We start from the raw sequence: 18,972 nt of genomic DNA on the forward strand, positions 1-18,972 counted from the left end.
CGGCGGCCCGGGGCGCCGGACGGTGCGGCGTCGGCTGGTGCTGTTGGGGTTGCTTTTGGGGTTTCTGTTGCTGTTGGGGTCCGGGCCCCGGTCCCGGTCCCGGCCCCGGCCCCTGCGCCGGTCCGGGAACGGGTGGGCCCCCGGGCGGCGCGGGCTGCCGCCGCGGACCAGTCCACGTCGATCCGCCCCCGACAGCGGAAGGCACCCCACCCGGACCGGCCGACGTCGCCCCGCCCGCACCGGCCGACGTCGCCTCACCCCCCGCGTCGTCTCCCCCCACGGCGGACCGGCCGGACGGCGGCTGCACGGACGGTGGCCGTACATCAGTCGGCGCAGGCTCCCCCTGTGGCGGAGGCACCGCCCGAGGGGTCTGCTGCCACGTCGGCAGCTTCGGCTCGCCGGATCCCGTCCGCCAGTAGTGATCCCCCACCGAAGCTCGACCCCCGTATCACTTCCGTCAACCCCCGCCCACGGAACATACTTCAACTGTCGAGTCGCTCCTAGGGAGTTGACACTGCGGGCCCCCAATCCGACAGGACGCGCGGGACCGGAAACAGAACCGGAAACACCATCGGAATCAGAACCGGGAGCAGAACCACAAGCAGGACCGGAAACAGAACCAGAAGCGGCACCGGAACAGGACCAGGAACGGGGAGACGGATCCGGATGGCGGAGACCAAGGGCGTACTGCTGCCGGCCTATGTGGTGGCCGACGAGTCGGGGTCGATGGGGCCCTATCAACAGGAGTTGTCACATGGCTTGGCGTCGTTGTGCGAGGGGCTGCGTGCCGAACCGATGATCGCGGCGAAACTGCGCCTGGCCGTGCTGGGCTTCTCCGACGATGTGCAGGTCCGGCTGGCCGTCGCGGACATGCGTACGGAGACCACTCTGCCGCAGCTGACGATCCGGGGACTGACCGCCTACGGGGCGGTGTTCGACGATCTGCTGAGCCGGATTCCGGCGGACGTCCAGTGGCTGCGGGACCAGGGCTACAAGGTGCACCGGCCGGTGGTGTTCTTCCTCAGCGACGGACAGCCCACGGACCGGGGCTCCTGGCAGCGGCCGCACGCCCGTCTGACCGACAAGTCCCAGACACCGACCGCACCGAACATCATCGCCTGCGGAATCGGCGACGCCCAGGCCGCCACCATGGTGAAGGTGGCGACCCGTCCCGAGTTCGCCTTCGTCGCCAAGGCCGAAACCGACATCGGCCAGGCGATCTCCGAGTTCTTCCACTCGCTCACCGCCAGCCTGGTCGCCTCCGGGCACGCGCTGAACTCGGGCAGTCCGCAGCTCGTGGTGAACAAGCCCGACCAGTTCACCATGGCGATTGACGAGGTCGGCTAGTGACGACACCCCGCCGGGGCGGCCCTGCGGGGCCGCCCCCGCCGATGCAGTCACCGATGCACCGACCGATGAATGCGCCCGTGCCGACCCCGCCGCCTCCGCCCGAGTCCCCGCCCTGGCTCCGTATCCCGGTGGGCACGCCCGGCCCGGAGTTCGAGGCCCGGCCACCAAGTCAGTACGCCTACGACTACCCCGACACCGAGTGCGACGGCTGGTCGACGCCCGATCTGACCCTGCGTTTCGCCTCCGTCCGCGGAGCCAAGCACCGTTACTACCGGCAGCCGCGCCAGGATGCGGCCCGCGCCGCCGCGCACGAGCCGACCGGCGCGATCGTGTTCGCCGTCGCGGACGGCGTCTCCAGCGCCACGAGTTCCGAACTCGGCGCCGTCGAGGCGTGCCGGGCCGCCGTGGAACGCCTCCTCCATCTGCTCTCCCAGCGCCCGGAACGGGTGGACCTCCAGGACGTCGCCCACCACGCGGCGCAGCGGCTGCGGGAGATCACCCGGTGGCGGCTGAACGGGAAGGAGCCCGAGCCCGCCGAGGTGGCGGCCCTGCACGCGACGACGCTGATCGCGGGCACCGTACGCCCCGACCGGGACGGCTGCCTGGTCGAGCTCTTCCGCATCGGGGACTCCGGCGCCTGGACGCTCGATGCCGGGCGTGCGCGCTACGCCCCGCTGTTCGCGACGAAGACCGGATCGGATGCCGTGGTGGTGTCCAACGAGGTGGCGCCGTTGCCTCATGTACCCGATCCCCTGGAGCAGATCAGCATGCGCCTGACGGAGCATCAGGCGCTGCTGATCGGCACCGACGGCTTCGCCGACCCGCTCGGCGACGGCGACGGTCAGGTCGGCTCGCTCTTCGCCGGGCAGCTCGCCGCGCCTCCCCCGCCGCTGTGGTTCGCGCATCTCCTGGACTTCTCCCGGGAGACCTTCGACGACGACCGGACGCTGCTGGCGGTCTGGCCCCGTACGGCAGTGCGTGCGCGATGACGTCGGAGCGCGTCCCCACCGTGGACCACGGTGCGCTCGCCCTGGGCCGTCGGCTCGGTCAGGGCGGGCAGGGCACGGTCCACGAGGTGACCAACAAGAAAATCAACGAGACCGACGGCGGCGGCTGGGAGGTGGCCTACAAGGAGTACAACGCCGCCGTACTGCCGCATCTCGACGCCGCCGCTCTGGCCGCGAGCGTCGCGCTGCCGGGCGAGCTGAGCGCCGCCGAGGGGCGGTGGCTGTGCGAGAAGACGGCCTGGCCCGCCGCGCTGGTCGAACGGCAGGGCAGCGCCAGTGGGTTCCTGATGCGTACGGTGCCCGACCGTTTCCGGTTCACCTTGCAGAGCCTGGGCGGCACCACACCGGGGGCCCGGCGGCCGGCGAATCTGGAGTACCTGCTCAACGACGATGCCTATGTCGCCGGGATCGGGCTGTCCGTCAGCGAACGCGACCGTCTGCTGCTGCTGACCGACCTGGCCGCGACGCTGACCCGGCTCCACCGGATCGGCATCACGGTCGGCGACCTCTCCCCGAAGAACCTGCTGTTCACCACCGGCACGCCGCCGGAGTGCTTCCTCATCGACTGCGACGCCATGCGGCTGCGCGGTACCGGCGTCCTGCCCCAGGCCGAGACGCCCGACTGGCAGATTCCCGACGGAGAGGAGAAGGCGACCCGCGCCAGTGACGTCTACAAACTCGCGCTGCTCGCCATCCGGCTCTTCGCCCGGGACCAGACCTCCCGCGATCCCGCCGCGCTGGCCTCGGTCAGCCCGGAGCTGAGCGACCTGGCCCGCGCCGGTCTCGATCCGGATCCGGCGCGCCGGCCGTTACCGGCCCAGTGGGCCGAGCAGCTTGCGGCGGCGGCCACGACGGCCTCGACGGCGCCCGCCGCGGCCCCCGCCGCGAACGGGGGCAAGGGCGCGTCGGCGCCGCCCCGTCGGCGTGCCGGTGCCCCGGGCCCGCCGGGGACGCCGCCCGGTCCGCCGGGAGGCGGCCCCAACTGGTCCGCCGCCAAGGCGCTCGTTGCCGCCGCCGCCGTGATCTTGGTGATCATCGTCGGGGTGGTGGGCGGGCACTCCGGCGGTGGGTCCGGTCAGGCATCGGAGAGTTCCACGCAGCCCAGCGTCTCGCAGGACGACGGCGGCGGGACGTCCCCGTACGACGACTCCTCGGGCGGCTCGGGCTCCACTTCCCTCGACCCGACCCCGTCCGACAGCCCCTCCGAATCGGCGTCCCCGACGCCCGATCCCGTCGGGGACGCCGAAGTCGGCTCCTGCTTCGACGACAGGGGCACCGGCAACCACTCCGACCTGACGCCGACCAGCTGCACCTCCGGCGCGTTCAAGGTGGTGCAGATCAACTCCGCCACCACCGACCTGAACAGCTGCGACGGCGTGACCGACAGCGACCGGAGCGTGTCCTCGGCGGAGCACGACCGTGTGCTGTGCCTGAGCTACCTCAGCCCCGGCGGCACGGCCTACCACGCGCGCAGCGGGGACTGCGTCTACGGAACCAGCCCCAGCAGCTCCTGGAGCGAGGTGTCGTGCCAGACGGGGAACTTCAAGGTGCTGGCCGCCTACCGCGGGACCTCCGACAGCGCGAAGTGCAATTCGCTGACGCACTACAACCAGTGGCTGCACATCCCCGCCGGCGGCTATTCCGGCCTGGACATGATGCTGTGCCTGTCGATGAACTACCCCGACGACGCGGGCTACGCCACCCAGCGCGAATGCCTGCTGAAATCCGGCGACGGCCCCAAGGCCCGGTTCACCAACGTCGGCTCCTGCGCCTCCTCGAACGTCTACGTCACCGGGCGCACGAGCACCTACAACGACGCCGGGTTCTGCAACCAGGACGGCTGGACGACCTGGGAGAACCCGGACTATCCGCGGCTCGGGTACACCGTGTGCTGGAGACCCAGATAGCGTTCAGATTCCGGGCCCGCCCGTCAGCACGTCCCGGGGCGCTGCGGTGGGGGACGGGCCCACCGCGGGGTCGTCCGCAACCTCCACCAGTGCCCGCAGCCCGGCGACCAGGCCGGAACGGACGTTGACCGGCAGCCTGCCCACCAGCGCGGCGATCTCCCGGTGCCGGTGGTCGAGCACGGTCCGCACCACCTCGCCACCGGGTTCCGTGAGACGCAGGACGACCTCCCGGCGGTTGTCCGGGTTGACCTTGCGGTCGACGAGGCCGCCGGTTTCCAGCCGCTCCACCATGCGCAGCGCCGTCGACGGGTTGACCCCGAGCGTGGCGGCCAGCTCGGCCAGCTTGACCGGCCCGCATCCGTCGAGGACGACCAGGGCGCGCAGCTGCGGCAGCGTCAGCGCGCTGCTGACCTCGGCGAGCGCACGGGCCGACAGTGCGACCAGGAGGCGCGAGGCCGCCATCAGCGCCTCGGTGACCTCCTCGGTGTCCTGGGCAAGACCGTCGGGGTGCTGGTCCGGCCCGGCCTCGGGGACGGCTGCCGCTTCCCCGTACGGTCCGTGACGTGCGTTCATCATTGTGTTATCACCGTCATATTTATCATTGCACTCTGCAATGTTACTTTGGGGCTGGAGTCCCGATCCTCGTCCGCACCACGACTGGCGCCGCCGGCCGAGCAGTCGCCGGTTTCTCCTGCTCCCGTTCCCACCGGGCAATGATGCCCGCCCCTTGCCGCTCTGTGACCACACGACGGCCCGCCGACACCTGCCCGTCGCGGGGCCGCAGGCTCGCCCGCCGCGGCCTCCACCTCACCCGCGAGTACTCCGTGGACCCCCTCGAAGTCCACCTCGTACGGCAGCTGGAAACCCCGGTCGCCACCACGTTCCGTACGGACCGGACCGCCGCCGAAGCCGGCGCGCTGCTGCACGAGGCCCATCAGGCGCGCGATCCCGACGGCGTGCTCGCCCAGCGGCTCTACCCGGTCCTGGACGGCGAGGGCCGCCTGGCCGGGGTCGTCACCCGCGCGGAACTGCTGCACGGCGCCCCCGACGACCACCGGCCGCTGAGCGCCCTCGCCCGTCCCGCGATCACCGCCCATCCGGACGAAACGCTCCGCACCATCGCCAACCGCATGGCCGCCCACCGCATCACCCGCGTCGTCGTCACCCCCCGCACGGAACCGCACTGCGCCGAAGGGATTCTGAGCCTGCGTCAGCTACTCGAAGCCCGCCGGATCGACCTGCAGGAAGAGCAGCACGCCGAACGGCTCCTCACCCCGTTCCGGCGCACCCCCCGACAGCCCGAACCGGCCCTGGCGGCGCCCGCCGAGACGCTCAGCGACGCCGCCGGCCGCTGATCTCCCGCGCCGCGCCGACCGCCGGATGGCGGTACCGCGCGGCCGGTGTGCGCGAGCGGTAGACGACGTACGGGCGGACGAGGTACCCGACCGGTGCGGTGAAGGCATGCACGAGGCGGTTGAAGGGCCACAGCGCGAACAGCGTGCCGCAGGCTGTCGAGCTGATCGGGCCCGATATCGGAGCCACGGAGGTCGACAGCGTACTGACCGGCGTCCCCAGCGCGTGCCGCCCGACCGATGCGCTGCCAGCGGGGCTGCATGACGGCACCGCCTTCCACGTTGATCCATTCCCCGAGCGCCGTGGCGATCTCCTCGCGCCAGCCCACGTGCCAGTCCCCCCTGTCTGCGGCCCTCGTGTCCGGAGCGGCAAATCTACCCACGCTCACGAAGTGACATACAGCGAGGTTGCGTGATGGATAGTCAGAAGCGCGCGCACGGACCTTGCTGGAGCCGGGTGCAAGATGCCGACGACTACCGCGCCCAGCCCCGCGCCATTTCCTCGTCCGTCGCCTCAGTCGTCCGTCGTCACTGTCACGAGCGATGGCCCCTCGAAATCCGGGGTCACGCGCAGGCCATCTCTCCGAGGCGCTCCCGCAATCACGCTGCCCTTCAAGGATTCACTGTGTGCAGAGATCCGAAATGCTCTGATGCAGAACAAGTCCCAACCCGGTTGACGACCAAGACATCGCCTTCCGCCGCGATCTGAGGGCCATGCAGCGGCATCTGAACCGGTTGGAATGCCGTCCCCGGAGATCAGGGAACCCCTCCGCAGCGGCCTGTCCCGGACGTAGGGGCCGGAAGGCCGATCCAGTCTGTGTGATCGCTTCCTACGGCGGGATGGCGATCAGTACGCTTGTAGCAGTGATTCGTCGGTGTCCACGTCACCCACGCCGTTCTTGTGCGGCGGCGTGGATGCACGCACCGAGCGAGGTCACGCTGTCGTTACGGGAGTCAGGGGGTGCGGTGAACGGCAGAACTTTGCCGCCGCGTATCGGTCCGTACCTCGTCGAGCGGCGGCTCGGCGCGGGCGGTATGGGGGAGGTGTACCTCGCCTACTCCGTCGCGGGTGAACCGGTCGCAGTGAAGGTGATCCGGCCCGACCGCACGGATCCACACACCCGCGCCCGCTTCGAACGCGAAGCGACGATCGCGCGCACGATCTCCGGCACGGGCCGTGTAGCCCGTTTCATCGACGCGGACCCGTTTGCCGAGGAGCCGTGGCTGGCCATGGATTACGTCCCGGGCCGCGCTCTCTCCGACCTCGTGAAGGACCAAGGACCTCTCGCGGCGCCACTCGTGGCGAGCCTGGGCGCATTATTAGCCGAGGGCCTTGCTGCCGTGCACGCTGTGGGCCTGGTCCACCGCGACCTGAAGGCGCAGAACGTCATCCTGGGCGACTTCGGCCCAGTGATCATCGACTTTGGGCTCGGCGCCTTCCTCGGAGCCTCCAAGGGCTCGCTCTCCCAGGCCGGCACTGTCATCGGTACGGTGCGCTGCATGCCACCCGAGCAAGCCTTGGGCGAGGTGGACATGACGCAGGCCGCCGATGTGTACGGCCTGGGCACGGTTCTTCTCTACGCAGCGACCGAGCACTACCCGTACGACGGCGCCCGGTGGGAGGCGGTGGCCGCGCAGGTGGTCAATCCCGAGGCCGACCCCGATCTGTCCGGGCTGCCCAAGGAACTTGCCCCCGTCGTGACGTCGATGTTGGCGCACAAAGCGGATGACCGCCCCTCTTTGGAGGAGGTGACCCGGCAGTGCGCCGATCTCATGCGTCTGCTGGGTACGAGTCCAGCCCGCGCGCGACGCGCGCTGATCCAGGAGACGACGGCGAAGGATCATCCCACGATGGTGCTTCCGCAGCCGGACGCACCGATGCTTGACCGGCTCGACTCGCTGGAGAGGCTGCTGCGCGAAGAGTTGGTGTCCGGGGAGCGGAACATCCCTGTCCCCACCGCCGCCGGTCAGCCCGGTACGGACACTGCGGGCGAGATCAACATCGAGATCTCGCTATCGCCCGAGCCCTTGACCGCGCGGGGTTCCGAACCCGGGAGCGGAAGACCGGCGGAGCCCGTACCGCAGCGAGGCCGTCCCCCCGCTTCCCGCAGGGTTGCCGACGAGCTGCGCGAGCGCTACGCGAGACGACCGGCACTCGCCTGGTCGAAGCGCTGAGCCGCTGCCCTCCTCCGTCCTCCCGCCAACGAGCCGACACAGTACGGAACTCGGGACGTCGGTATGGCCCTGGACACAGCGCACCCGGCTCACCGGACGACCTCGCGGGCTCCCCCACAAGCACACCGGACAGCACGAGTAGACCGTTCACAGAGGAGCACCACGTGACCACGGCGATGCAGCCAGAGGTCCCTGAGCCGGGCGACGCCGATCCGGCACATCCGCCGTACCCGACCGGCGCGAAGCCGGTGTTAGCCCCCGGCGCCCAGGTGCGCATCCGCGACGAGCAGTGGCTCGTGAAGTCCGTCGGGGAGTCCCGCGACGGACTGATGGTCGAGGTCAGCGGGGTTTCCCCGTTCGTCCGTGGCACGGACGCAGTGTTCTACTCCGGCCTCGACCAGATCGACGTACTCGATCCGCGCAAGACCCGGCTCGTGCCTGACGGCACCTCCAAACACGCCAAGGCCCGCCTCTACCTGGAGGCGGTCATCCGCAAGACCGCGCTGCCGCAGACCGAGCACGGCATCGCGCTCGCCGACTCCTTCCTCATGGACCGGCAGGAGCATCAGCTGCGCCCCGCCGAGCTGGCGCTGTCCATGCGCAACCCGCAGCCTCGCCTGCTTATAGCCGACGTCGTCGGTCTGGGTAAGACGCTGGAGATCGGCGTCACGCTCTCGGAACTGATCCGGCGCGGGCGCGGCGAGCGCATTCTCGTGGTCACGCCCGCCCATGTGTTGGAGCAGTTCCAGCGCGAGCTGTGGACCCGCTTCGCCCTGCCGCTGGTGCGCCTGGACTCCACCGGTATCCAGCGCATCCAGCAGGAGATCCCGGCGGGCCGGAACCCGTTCGCCCACTTCAAGCGGGTCATCGTCTCCGTCGACACCCTCAAGTCGGCGACGTACGCCCACCACCTGGAGAAGATCACCTGGGACGCGGTGGTCATCGACGAGTCGCACAACCTCGTGAACAAGGGCACCCGCAACAACCGCCTCGCCCGCCGCCTCGCCGAGCAGACCGACGCACTGATCCTGGCCTCCGCCACTCCGCACAACGGCGACGCGGAGTCCTTCGCCGAGCTGATCGGGATGCTCGATCCGGCGGCGATCGCCGACCCCAAGAACTACAAGGTGGCCGCCCTCGACCACCTCTACGTCCGGCGCACCAAGTCCGACCGCGAGGTGCGCGACGGCCTCAAGGACAAGCCCTGGGCCGAACGGGGCGAGTCCCTGCCGGTGCCGGCTCCGGCGACGCGCAAGGAGGTCGCCGTCCTGGAGAAGCTCGCGAGCGAGTGGACCCCCGGGGAGCCGAACCGTTCGTCGGTGTGTGCCGATCCGCTGGTCGGCTACAACTTCCTGAAGGCGTTCCTCTCCTCCCACGTCGCCCTGCGCAAATCCCTCACCGCCCGCCGCGTCTACCTGGACAACCCCAGGAGCGCCATGGTGAAAGGCAAGGACGGCAAGAAGGCGGACTCTCCCGAGCGCCGCGCCGCGCTGGCGGCTGAAGGTGCCGCACTCGCGGAACTGGAGGCACTGGTCGCGGATTTCACCGATCAGGACTCCGCCAAGCTCGACGCGCTCGTCCGCACATTGAAGGACGACCTCCAGGTCGGCCCGGGCTGCGAGCGCCGCGTCGTGATCTTCTCCGAGCGGGTCCACACCTTGGACTGGCTGGCCCAGCAGGTCCCGGGCCTGCTCGGCTTCAAGAAGAACCCGGCGGCCAAGGCCGACAAGACGCGCCCCTGGCAGGCGTACGGCGGTGTCGTCGAGGTCATGCACGGCGACACCACCAACGACCAGCAGCAGCGGGAGATCATCGACCGCTTCGGTCGGGCCGACGAGCCCGTGCGGCTGCTCTTCACCGGCGACATCGCCTCCGAGGGCGTCAACCTGCACCACCAGTGCCACGATCTCGTTCACTACGACCTCCCCTGGTCCCTCATCCGCATCGAGCAGCGCAATGGGCGCATCGACCGCTACGGGCAGGCGGTGAGCCCCGAGTTCCGTGCGCTCACCCTCACCGCCGAGGTGCCCTGGCGGCGCGACGAGGAGAGCGGCAGGACGCTCACGCTCGACGACCGGCTGGTCGGCGCCCGCCTGCTGCGCCGCGAGGCCCAGGCGCACGAGATCGAGACCGGTGAGGGCAGCGCCGAGGCCGTCACCGGCCTCTACGACGACAAGAAGGAAGAGGACCGCCTCACCCGCGACCTCATCAAGGGCGGCACCGTCGAACGCTCCATCAAGCAGTCCCAGCAGGAGTCCGGCGGAGTCCTCGCCGACCTCCTCGCCGGCGCGAATGCCCGGCTCGCCGACCCGACGGCCGCTCCGGCCACCCTCGGCACGGCCCCGGTGCCCGAGGCGGACGTGCCCCACGTATTCGCCGACACCAAGGCGTACTTCCACGCCGCAATGGACCTCATCTACCCGCAGGCCGAGCGCGAGGCTCTCGACTGGAAGCCCGAAACGGCCCACGGGCGCATCGAGTTCACTCCGCCCGACGACCTGCAGTACCGCTTCCGGGAGCTGCCGAAGTCGTACCTGGAGCAGGAGAAGATCCTTACCACCCCCAAGTACGACGGCACACTGCGCATCACCTTCGACAAGCGCTACGCCGCCGACCGCCTGGACGCCGCCCGCAACGCCAAGCAGGGCAAGGGCGACCAGCCCACTTCCCAGTGGCCCAATGTCTCCTACGTCTCCGACATCCACCCCGTACTCGACTGGGTGACGGACAAGGTCCTCGCCAAGCTCCGGTACGACGAGGCGTTCGTCCTCGCCCACCAGCCCGACGCCGACAAGGCCAATCGGATCGATGCCGCCCTGCCCGAGGCCCTGACCAGCCCCGTCTACCTCCTCCAAGGCATCTACTCCAACGCGGCGGGGAAGCCGACGGTCGTGGAGTGGATGGCCGTCACCGGACTCGCCGAGGCCGCTCCTCGCGTATGGCGCATGGACTCGGCGTTCCTCGCCGCCTGCGGTGTAGGCCCCGGCATGCCCGGCCGCGGCCGGCCCGTCGACCCCGGCCTCCTCCAGGCACTCGTCCCCGCGGCCGTCGACGCGGCCGAGACCCACCTGCGCGAGCGCCGTGCCGACTACGACAAGCAAGTCGACTCCTACCTGGCCCCGTACGAGGACCGGGTACAGGTCTGGGAGCAGGGCGCCCTGATCGCCGTGGGCAATCAGCAGCAACGCCGCAAGCAGGTGTACGACACCGCCGCCCGCCGCCGCGACCTCGTACGCCGCCTGCGGACCGACGGCGACCCGATGCTGCGGGTCCTCTGCGTCCTCGAACCCCTGCACACCACCACCGTGTCCGCCGCGCACGCCGAGGAGTCCGCACGATGAGCTACACCTACGACTCCTTCGCCAACCGCGGCGAGTACCTCTCCGCCCACTACTTCAGCGAGGAGCTGGAGAACACCCTCAAGAAGAGCAAGGCAGGCGACGAGGGTCTGTTCACCCTGTGGACCGGCCGTGAGACCGACCCGCACGACCCGCAGCCCACCCCGCGCGAACTACTCCCCCGGCTCCGCGGTGAGTACCTGTCCACCGTGCGCCCCTTCCTGGCCTCCCGCACCCAGCAGGAAGAACTCGGCAGCACCTACGACGACCCGACGGGTGAGTGGGCCGAGCACCTCACCACCTGGCACGCCACCGTCCTCAAGGCCCTCGGCTACGGCGGTGACCGGCCCGAGCCGCTCACCGTGCACAACGCGGGCAGGGAGTACGAACTCCAGGTCGCCTGGCACGGTGACGGCATCGTCGCTCTCGACTGCGGCTGGACCGCCCGCCTCGACGACGCCCTCGTCCCCGACGGGGCCGGACGGCTCCTGCACCCCCTCAAGACCGCCGACGGCCTCCTCGAAGTCGGCGAGAAGCTGGCCGACTGGCTCTTCCAGAGCGAACTGCACGAGCCCGGCGGCGACGCACCCCGCTTCGTCCTGCTGCTCTGCGGCGGAGTGCTCGTCCTCGCCGACCGAGGCGCCTGGGCCGAAGGCCGCTATCTCGCCGCCAGTCTGGACGCGGCCCTCACCCGCAACGACACCGCGAAGGCCGGCGAACTCGCCCTCCTCGCTGCCCTTTTCTCCCACGACATGCTCGCGCCCCGGCTCGACGGCAAGGGCCGCCGCATCGACGACCTCCTGAAGGCTTCCCGTGACAACGCCGTCGGCGTCAACTCCGATTTGCGCAAGGGGCTCCAGCGCTCCGTCGAGATCATCGCGAACGAGGTGCTCGCCCGGTTACGCAAGGCGGGGGTCGAGCCACGGGAGATCGAGGACCTGAAAAAGGGCCCGTTCGCCAAGCAGCTCACCCGCGAGTCGCTGCGCTACCTCTACCGGATCCTCTTCCTCCTCTACGCCGAGGCCCGCCCCGAGCTGGGCATCCTGCCCGCCGACGACTCCACGTACGAGGCCGGGTACTCGATCGCCCGGCTCCGCGAACTGGTGGCACGCGAGCGAAAGCTGGTCGATGAGGACAGCCGAGGCGGCTTTCACCTGTACACCTCCCTCGACGTCCTCTTCAACAAGATCAACTACGGCCACCGCCCGCACGGCACCGAGGCGGACGACGACAAGCCCGCCGAGGAACGCAGCGAATTGCGCGGCCTGCGCTTCGAGCCGCTGCGCAGCGAGTTGTTCGACCCGAAGGCGATCACCCTCATCGGCCGCCGTGTCCTCGACCCCCGGTGGGACGAGGACGGGGACGAGCCGCCTCGGTGGCTGGACCTGCGACTGCGCAACGAGGCGTTGCACCAGGTGCTGCGTCTGCTGACCATGAAGGAGGCCGGTCAGAAGGGCAGACAGGGCGGCTTCATCTCCTATCGAAACCTGGGCATCAACCAGCTCGGCGCCGTGTACGAGGGGCTGATGTCCTACACCGGCAGAATCGCCAAGGACGAACTGGCCGAGGTCGCCAAGCCCGGTGCGAAGAAGGGCGACAAGCAGTACGGCGACCCCGAGAAGGGGTCCTGGCTCATCCCCGCTGAGCGGCTGAAGAACTACCAGGACAACACGCACGTCGTGTACTCCGCTCAGGACGCCGAACAGTACGGTCTGCGCGGCCCCAAAAAGTACGGCAAGGGCAGGTTCGTCTACCGCCTGGCCGGCCGCGACCGCGAGACCTCCGCCTCGTACTACACCCCTGAGTCCCTCACCAAGGTCACCGTCGAACTGGCGCTCAAGCACCGCCTCGACCAGGAGAAGGACGCGGACGGCAACACGGTTCGGACTCGCGCGAGCGAGCTCCTGCGCTACACGATCTGCGAACCGGCCCTGGGCTCCGGCGCGTTCCTCAACGAGGCGATCAACCAGGTCGCAAAGGAGTACCTGAAGCGCCGCCAGGTTGAACTGGGCATCCACCTGGACACGTCGAAGATGCTCCAAGCGGAACAGAAGGTGAAGGCGTACATCGCCCTCCACAACGCGTACGGGATCGACCTGAACCCGATGGGTGTGGAGCTGGCGGAGGTGTCGCTGTGGCTCAACACCATGTACCCCGGGATGCGCGCGCCGTGGTTCGGCCTGCATCTGCGGCGCGGCAACTCCCTCATCGGGGCCAGACGGTGGGTGTACGAGGCCGAGCGGATCATGAAGGAGCGGACCCTCGGCGCGCAGACGCCGACCAAGCTGCCGTTCCGGGCGCCGGAGGGCGATACGGAGCAGTCGCTGCCGGACGGGGCCGTGCACCAGTTCCTGCTGCCCACGCCCGGTTGGGGTGCGGTCGCGGGGGCGAGCGGGGATGCGAAGAAGTTGGTCGAGCAGCTCGCCGAGGCGCAGGTCGAGCAGCTGAGGGCGTGGAAGAAGGGTGTGCAGACCAAGCCCAAGACGACGGGCGGCAAGAGCAGCCAGCTCGCCCGGTTGCAGGCTGCGGCTTGCCGGGTGGAGTTCTTGTGGAAGCTCGTCGCCAAGCGCATGGAGCTGAGCGAGCGCGAGATCGCCCGCACCATCCATGTGTGGGGCGCCGATCGTGAGGAGGACGCGGAGGAGTTCGCCTTCCTCCGCCATGACAAGCAGAACGCGGACCAGAGCCTGCCACTGAGCAAGGAGCAGGTCTTCACAGACCTCTTCGCGGCCGAGGGCTCCCCTTACTGGCGGCTCAAGCAGGTCATGGACGCGTGGTGTGCGCTGTGGTTCTGGCCGCTGGAGAAGGTGGGACTGCTGGACGGGTCGGACGCGGAGTACGACACGGATCCGGTGGTGACGGCACAGGTGGGTGTTGACCTGGATGCGTTGCTGTCGTCGGTGGCCGGGCAGCCTGTTGAGGTCGAGCAGCCGCCTGTGCCCGAGCCCACGCCCGCGCCTCAATTCGTGGAGAACGGGCTGCTGTTCGCGCTGGACGGTGACCCGATGTCCTTGGGCGAGTCCAGGGACGACGGCGGGCTCGTGGAGAAGCGGGAGGTCAAGAAATCGCGTACGCCCTCCGCGCCCAAGAAGCCCGGCGGGCCGGTGCGTCGCCGGGACGTCATTCCGCTCGCGGACATGGACGACTGGATCGCCTTTCTGGAATCCATGGTGGGTACGGCGTCGATCCCGGAGGACACCTTTGCCACGACGGTCGACTCTCTGGAAGAGCTGAAGGCTCTTGAAGATCTGCTCCAGGCCGAGATGGGCATGGACGATGCTCGTAAGGCGGTGGAGACTCGGTATCCGTGGATGCGGGTGGTTCGCGATATCGCCGAGGCACAGGGGTTCCTGCATTGGGAGTTGGACTTTGCGGGGGTGTTCGCCGGTGCAGCGGGGGGCTTCGACCTTCAGGTGGGTAATCCGCCGTGGGTGCGGCCGGAGTGGAAGGAGAACCCGGTCCTCGCAGAGTACGAGCCGTGGTTCATGCTCACCGAGAAGCCGAAGGCGGAGGAGAAGAACCGGCGGCGGGATGTCGAACTCGCGCGCGAGGAAGTACAGGAGTATCTGCTCGGCGAGGTGACGAATACGGTCACAATGGCGAGCTACCTCTCAGCGGCGCCCATCTACCCGCTGATTTCAGGTAGCCAGCCGGATCTGTATCGGGCATTCATGTGTGAGGTGTGGGACCACGCAGGCAACGGCGGGGCCGCCGGGATGGTGCACCCGGACACTCACTTCGCGGGGGACAAGGAGGCCGCGCTGCGGGCAGCGGCGTACCGGCGGCTGCGCGTGCACGGTGACTTCGTGAACGCGGGCAACCGGTTCTTCCCGCCGCCGGTGGGACGGTCGAGCCACTTCGGCGTGCACATCTACGGGGCCGAAGGAGAGATATCCTTCGACTCGTTGTCGTGGCTCTTCACCGTCGACTCGCTCCGGTTGTCGGCCTCTGCCGAGGACGCGGGCGCGGATCCCGGCGTCAAGTACGACGGTGACTGGGACGAGCGCCCTCACCCGAAGCGTGTCGTCCGCGTGACTGCCAACACCCTCAAGCGGTGGCGTCGGCTGGCAGGCGATGAAGGGCCTCTGGAGCACACGCGTCTACTCACGCCGGTCAGCACGGCCGAGGACCCGGCGATCGACGCATTGGGGACCTATACCTTGCGTCTCGGCGCGCTGGATCCGGATATCGCTCCCGGGTACCACGAAAGCGGCGCCAAGAAGGCGAATTTCGGCCCGAAGAAGGACCAGCGGCTCATCGACTACAACACCGGTATCGACGGCGAGAGCGACTACCACGCGAAGACGTGGAGCGATGTCATCCTCAAGGGACCGCAGATCGGCGTTGCCAATCCGATGTTCAAGCAGCCCAGCCAGGGCGGCGGCGAGGTCCGCGGCCTCGACCCGAGGACGCTCGCGAACGACGCGGTGCCGGAGTCGGAGTACCGGTGTGTGGCTCCGCCCGATGTTTTCCTCGACGAGCAGGACAAGTGGCCCGACTGGGAGAGGTACGAGGCGCTGATCGCGTCGCGGGAGGAGCGGGTGCAGGCCCGGTTCAGGATCGCGGAAACGCGCAAGGTGGAACCGGAGAAGGTCGGGGACGAGCAGGTTGAGAAGTTCCTGCTTGCCAAGGCCAGCAGGCCTTTCAGCGAGCAATTTCGATGGGCGTGGCGGAACCAGATCGCTCCCGACACCGAACGTGCCCTGTACGTAGTGTTGTTGCCTCGCAAGGCGACGCATGTAGGGGGAATCCGTAGCGCCTCCGTTGCCTCAATGCGGCACTCAGCGTTGGTGGGTGGATTTTGGGCGGGACTTCCGATCGACTACTTCTTGCGAACACTTGCTTGGACTCATCTGCATGAAAGCCCGGCCAAGCTTCTACCTGTCCCCCATAACGACCACCCCCTCTCCCCCGCCCTACTCCTCCGCACCCTCCGCCTCAACGCCCTCACCACCGCCTACGCCGACCTCTGGGCGCATCTCTACGACCCCAAGTGGCCCGGCTACGAACCCTGGGCAATCACATGGCCCCACCTCAAGACCAAACTGCACAACATCACCCCCACCTGGCAACGCGACACCCCCCTCCGCACCGAGTACGCCCGCCGCGCCGCCCTCGTCGAGATCGATGCGCTCGTCGCCGTATGGCTCGGCATCGACGCGGACACCCTCATCGCCATGTACCGGGCCCGTTTCCCGATCATGGAGGACTTCGACCGGGTGACCTGGTTCGACGCCGAGGAGCGGAAGATCGCCGGGGACCGGTACACGTACGGCTTCGACCAGACCAAGGACCACTGGATCCAGTTCGAGGCCTACCAGAAGGACCCCGAGACCGCCCCCGTCCCCGACGGCTACACCGCCCCCTTCTACAAGGCCAACCGAGAACGCGAAATGCGCGAGGCCCACGCCTACTTCCACAAGCGCCTCGATGAAGCCGTGAGCAAGGGTCTCTGGGACCCGGAGAAGATGGAGGCCCCGTCCCCGTGAGGCCGACCCTCGAAGCGCAGGGACTCAAGGAGAGCCTGCTCCAGTACCTGTCCACGACGTACGGTCTGGCAGACGAGGGGGCCCGAAAGGCCCTGCACGCCTTCCTCGGGAACGAGACGACGGGCATGTTCCGCGGACCGTACCTGCGCCTGCGCACCCCCTTCACCCCGGCCGACGACCGCTGGCAACAACACCTGGACTGGGTACGAACGGACGGCTGGACGCCGTACGCGCACCAAGCCCGCGCCTTCGCCCGGCTGACCTCCAAGGGCGGGCACTCACCCGAGCCCACCCTCGTCACCACAGGCACCGGCTCCGGCAAGACCGAGTCGTTCCTCTACCCCGTACTCGATCACTGCGCCCGCGAGCGCGCGGCCGGGAACAACGGGGTCAAGGCGGTCTTCCTCTACCCGATGAACGCCCTGGCCACCGACCAGGCGGCCCGGATCAACCAACTGCTCACCGATTACGACAAGCTGAGCGGCGTACGCGCAGGCCTGTACATCGGGGAGAAGGCGGCGACGCACTACGACCGGGTCTACACCCGCCGCCAGGACATGCAGCTGTCCCCGCCGGACATCCTGATCACCAACTACAAGATGCTCGACCTGCTTCTGCAGCGGGCTGCCGACGCGCCGATGTGGGACGGCAGCGACATCCGATACGTCGTCGTCGACGAGTTCCACACCTACGACGGCGCGCAGGGCACCGACGTGGCCATGCTGCTGCGCCGCCTCGCCATCGCCGTCGACGCCAACCGGCCCGGCAAGCCGCTTGGCACGATCACCCCCGTCGCCACCTCCGCGACCCTCGCCTCCGGTACCGATGAGGACGGGGTTCGCCAACTCCTTTCCGTGGCCACCAACGTCTTCGGCGCCGAGTTCACCGAGGACGCGATCGTCGGCGAAGACCGCCTGACGGTCGACGAGTTCATCCTCGGCAATGACGAGTCGATCCCGGACGCGAGGTTCCTCCCCGGCCAGGCCACTCCCCCCGAGACACTGACCGCCTTACCCGACCCGGCCGCCGGTCCCTCGGCGCTCGCGGACCTCGCCGAGGCCGTCACCGGAAGCCGCACCACCGATCCGGTCGCCCTCGGTGCCGCGCTCAAGCGCAACCGGCTCACGTACGCGGTCCTGAACGCCTTCGACGGCACGGTGCGCACATACGACGAAGTGCTCGACGTGATGCGTCGCAGCGGGGCGAGGAGCTGGGACGAGGCGATCACGACGCGGCCGCAGATCGCCGCGGTGGCGCTCGCCCGCTTCGTCGCCCTGCTGGCCGTAGCACGTGCCCCCGAGGCGCCGGCCGGGATCAGTCGCCCGCTCGTCCAGATCGAGGTGCACCAGTGGGCGCGGTCCGTGACGCGCATGCTGCGTGGCGTACTGCCTTGGCCGAAGGCGGAGTTCGCGTGGGACACGACCGGGGCGCAGTGCCAGTCGCGCGCAACACCGAACACCACCACCTCACGCGACACCAAGATCTTCCTTCCCGCGGTGTACTGCCGTGAGTGCGGGCGCTCCGGCTGGTCGGTCCTCGCCCCCGAGTCGGACCTGGAGGAGTTGAGCTTCGAGCCCCACAAGATCCGTCGGGCCACCGTGACCGCCGACAAGGCCAAGGTGCGCACCCTGGTGGCGGCCACCGACAACGAGGCCCGCGAGGGCAATGGCCGCACCACCATGGACCGCGCCACGCAGAAGTCGCTGACCACCGGCGGCGCGGGCGTGCTCATGATGCTCGACGGTCTCTCCCGTCGCCTGCGCCTGCCAGACCCTCAGAGCGACTACGACAACGAGGGCGACCCTCAGCCGGCGGGGCCGGATTCGGTCTTCGTCCTCGTCCAGCTCGGCGACACCGCGGAGCGGGCCGCCAAGGACGACTGGTGCCCGGCCTGCGGTACGCACAACGCGATCCGCTTCGTCGGTACGGGCGCCGCCGCGCTCGCCGCCGCCTCCATCACCCAGCTCTTCACCGGCGGGGAGATGGACAAGGAGCAGCGTGAGACGAAGACGCTGATGTTCAACGACTCGGTGCAGGATGCCGCCCACCGGGCCGGGTTCGTCGCCTCCCGCTCGTACACCTTCTCCCTGCGGGCGCTGTTCACCAAGCACCTGAGCGAGCAGCGGCCCAGTGCGCTCAACGACCTCGTCGCCGACGTCGTCGCGGCCACCACCGACCGTGAGACGCTGGCCGCCGTCGTCCCGCCGGACCTGCACGACGACACGGGCGTGGCGCGTCTGCTGTCGGGCACGGGGCGGGGCGGGGACAGGAAGACGTGGGACCTGATCGGTGAACGGTTCGCGTTCGAGGCGGTCATGGAGTTCGGCCACCGCTCACGCAACGGCCGTACCCTC

9 protein-coding genes and 1 pseudogene are annotated in these 18,972 nt (G+C 69.2%); 8 read left to right on the forward strand and 2 right to left on the reverse strand.

Annotation, left to right across the window (positions count from 1 at the left end):
* The first annotated feature begins 666 nt into the window (after positions 1 to 666).
* From SNA_RS29980 to SNA_RS29990, 3 genes are all read left to right on the forward strand, one after another.
* The gene (locus SNA_RS29980; RefSeq protein ID WP_030062950.1) at positions 667 to 1,347 is read left to right on the forward strand and encodes a vWA domain-containing protein; all 681 of its coding nucleotides are present in this window, start codon (positions 667 to 669) and stop codon (positions 1,345 to 1,347) included.
* A 68-nt stretch (positions 1,348 to 1,415) separates the two neighbouring features.
* Positions 1,416 to 2,339 carry a protein phosphatase 2C domain-containing protein gene (locus SNA_RS29985; protein WP_157880148.1) on the forward strand — a complete coding sequence of 308 codons (924 nt, stop codon included), beginning with the start codon at positions 1,416 to 1,418 and terminating at the stop codon, positions 2,337 to 2,339.
* A complete protein-coding gene (locus tag SNA_RS29990; RefSeq protein ID WP_044367732.1) occupies positions 2,336 to 4,264 on the forward strand; it encodes an LppU/SCO3897 family protein in 1,929 nt (642 codons plus the stop codon). Before SNA_RS29985 ends, SNA_RS29990 begins: the two co-directional genes overlap by 4 nt.
* 3 nt (positions 4,265 to 4,267) lie before the next feature.
* Here SNA_RS29990 and SNA_RS29995 read toward each other — a convergent pair whose 3' ends face one another.
* Positions 4,268 to 4,837: a MarR family winged helix-turn-helix transcriptional regulator gene (locus SNA_RS29995; RefSeq protein ID WP_104532111.1), complete on the reverse strand. Its 570-nt coding sequence runs from the start codon at positions 4,835 to 4,837 to the stop codon at positions 4,268 to 4,270.
* A 164-nt stretch (positions 4,838 to 5,001) separates the two neighbouring features.
* Between SNA_RS29995 and SNA_RS30000 the strand changes: the two genes are divergently transcribed.
* Positions 5,002 to 5,619 (forward strand): CBS domain-containing protein, encoded by a 618-nt coding sequence (locus tag SNA_RS30000; RefSeq protein ID WP_030062953.1) that lies wholly within the window; start codon positions 5,002 to 5,004, stop codon positions 5,617 to 5,619.
* Here the strand turns inward: SNA_RS30000 and SNA_RS30005 are convergent.
* Positions 5,597 to 5,806: a respiratory nitrate reductase subunit gamma gene (locus tag SNA_RS30005; RefSeq protein WP_030062954.1), complete on the reverse strand. Its 210-nt coding sequence runs from the start codon at positions 5,804 to 5,806 to the stop codon at positions 5,597 to 5,599. The genes SNA_RS30000 and SNA_RS30005 overlap by 23 nt on opposite strands.
* A 629-nt stretch (positions 5,807 to 6,435) precedes the next feature.
* Here SNA_RS30005 and SNA_RS30010 point away from each other — a divergent pair.
* The 4 genes and pseudogenes from SNA_RS30010 to SNA_RS45385 all read left to right on the forward strand — a co-directional run.
* Positions 6,436 to 7,791 (forward strand): serine/threonine-protein kinase, encoded by a 1,356-nt coding sequence (locus SNA_RS30010; protein ID WP_241779908.1) that lies wholly within the window; start codon positions 6,436 to 6,438, stop codon positions 7,789 to 7,791.
* A gap of 164 nt (positions 7,792 to 7,955) precedes the next feature.
* On the forward strand, positions 7,956 to 11,132 hold the full coding sequence (locus SNA_RS30015; protein WP_052809019.1) for a DEAD/DEAH box helicase: 3,177 nt from the start codon (positions 7,956 to 7,958) through the stop codon (positions 11,130 to 11,132).
* Entirely contained in the window at positions 11,129 to 16,618 is a 5,490-nt protein-coding gene (locus tag SNA_RS30020) for a hypothetical protein (RefSeq protein WP_044367735.1), read from the forward strand. The genes SNA_RS30015 and SNA_RS30020 overlap by 4 nt, the downstream gene beginning before the upstream one ends.
* A 125-nt stretch (positions 16,619 to 16,743) precedes the next feature.
* Positions 16,744 to 17,424: pseudogene (locus tag SNA_RS45385) on the forward strand (DEAD/DEAH box helicase); the annotation flags it as partial.
* Positions 17,425 to 18,972 lie beyond the last annotated feature (1,548 nt).

Source organism: Streptomyces natalensis ATCC 27448, assembly GCF_000935125.1.
Classification (GTDB): domain Bacteria; phylum Actinomycetota; class Actinomycetes; order Streptomycetales; family Streptomycetaceae; genus Streptomyces; species Streptomyces natalensis.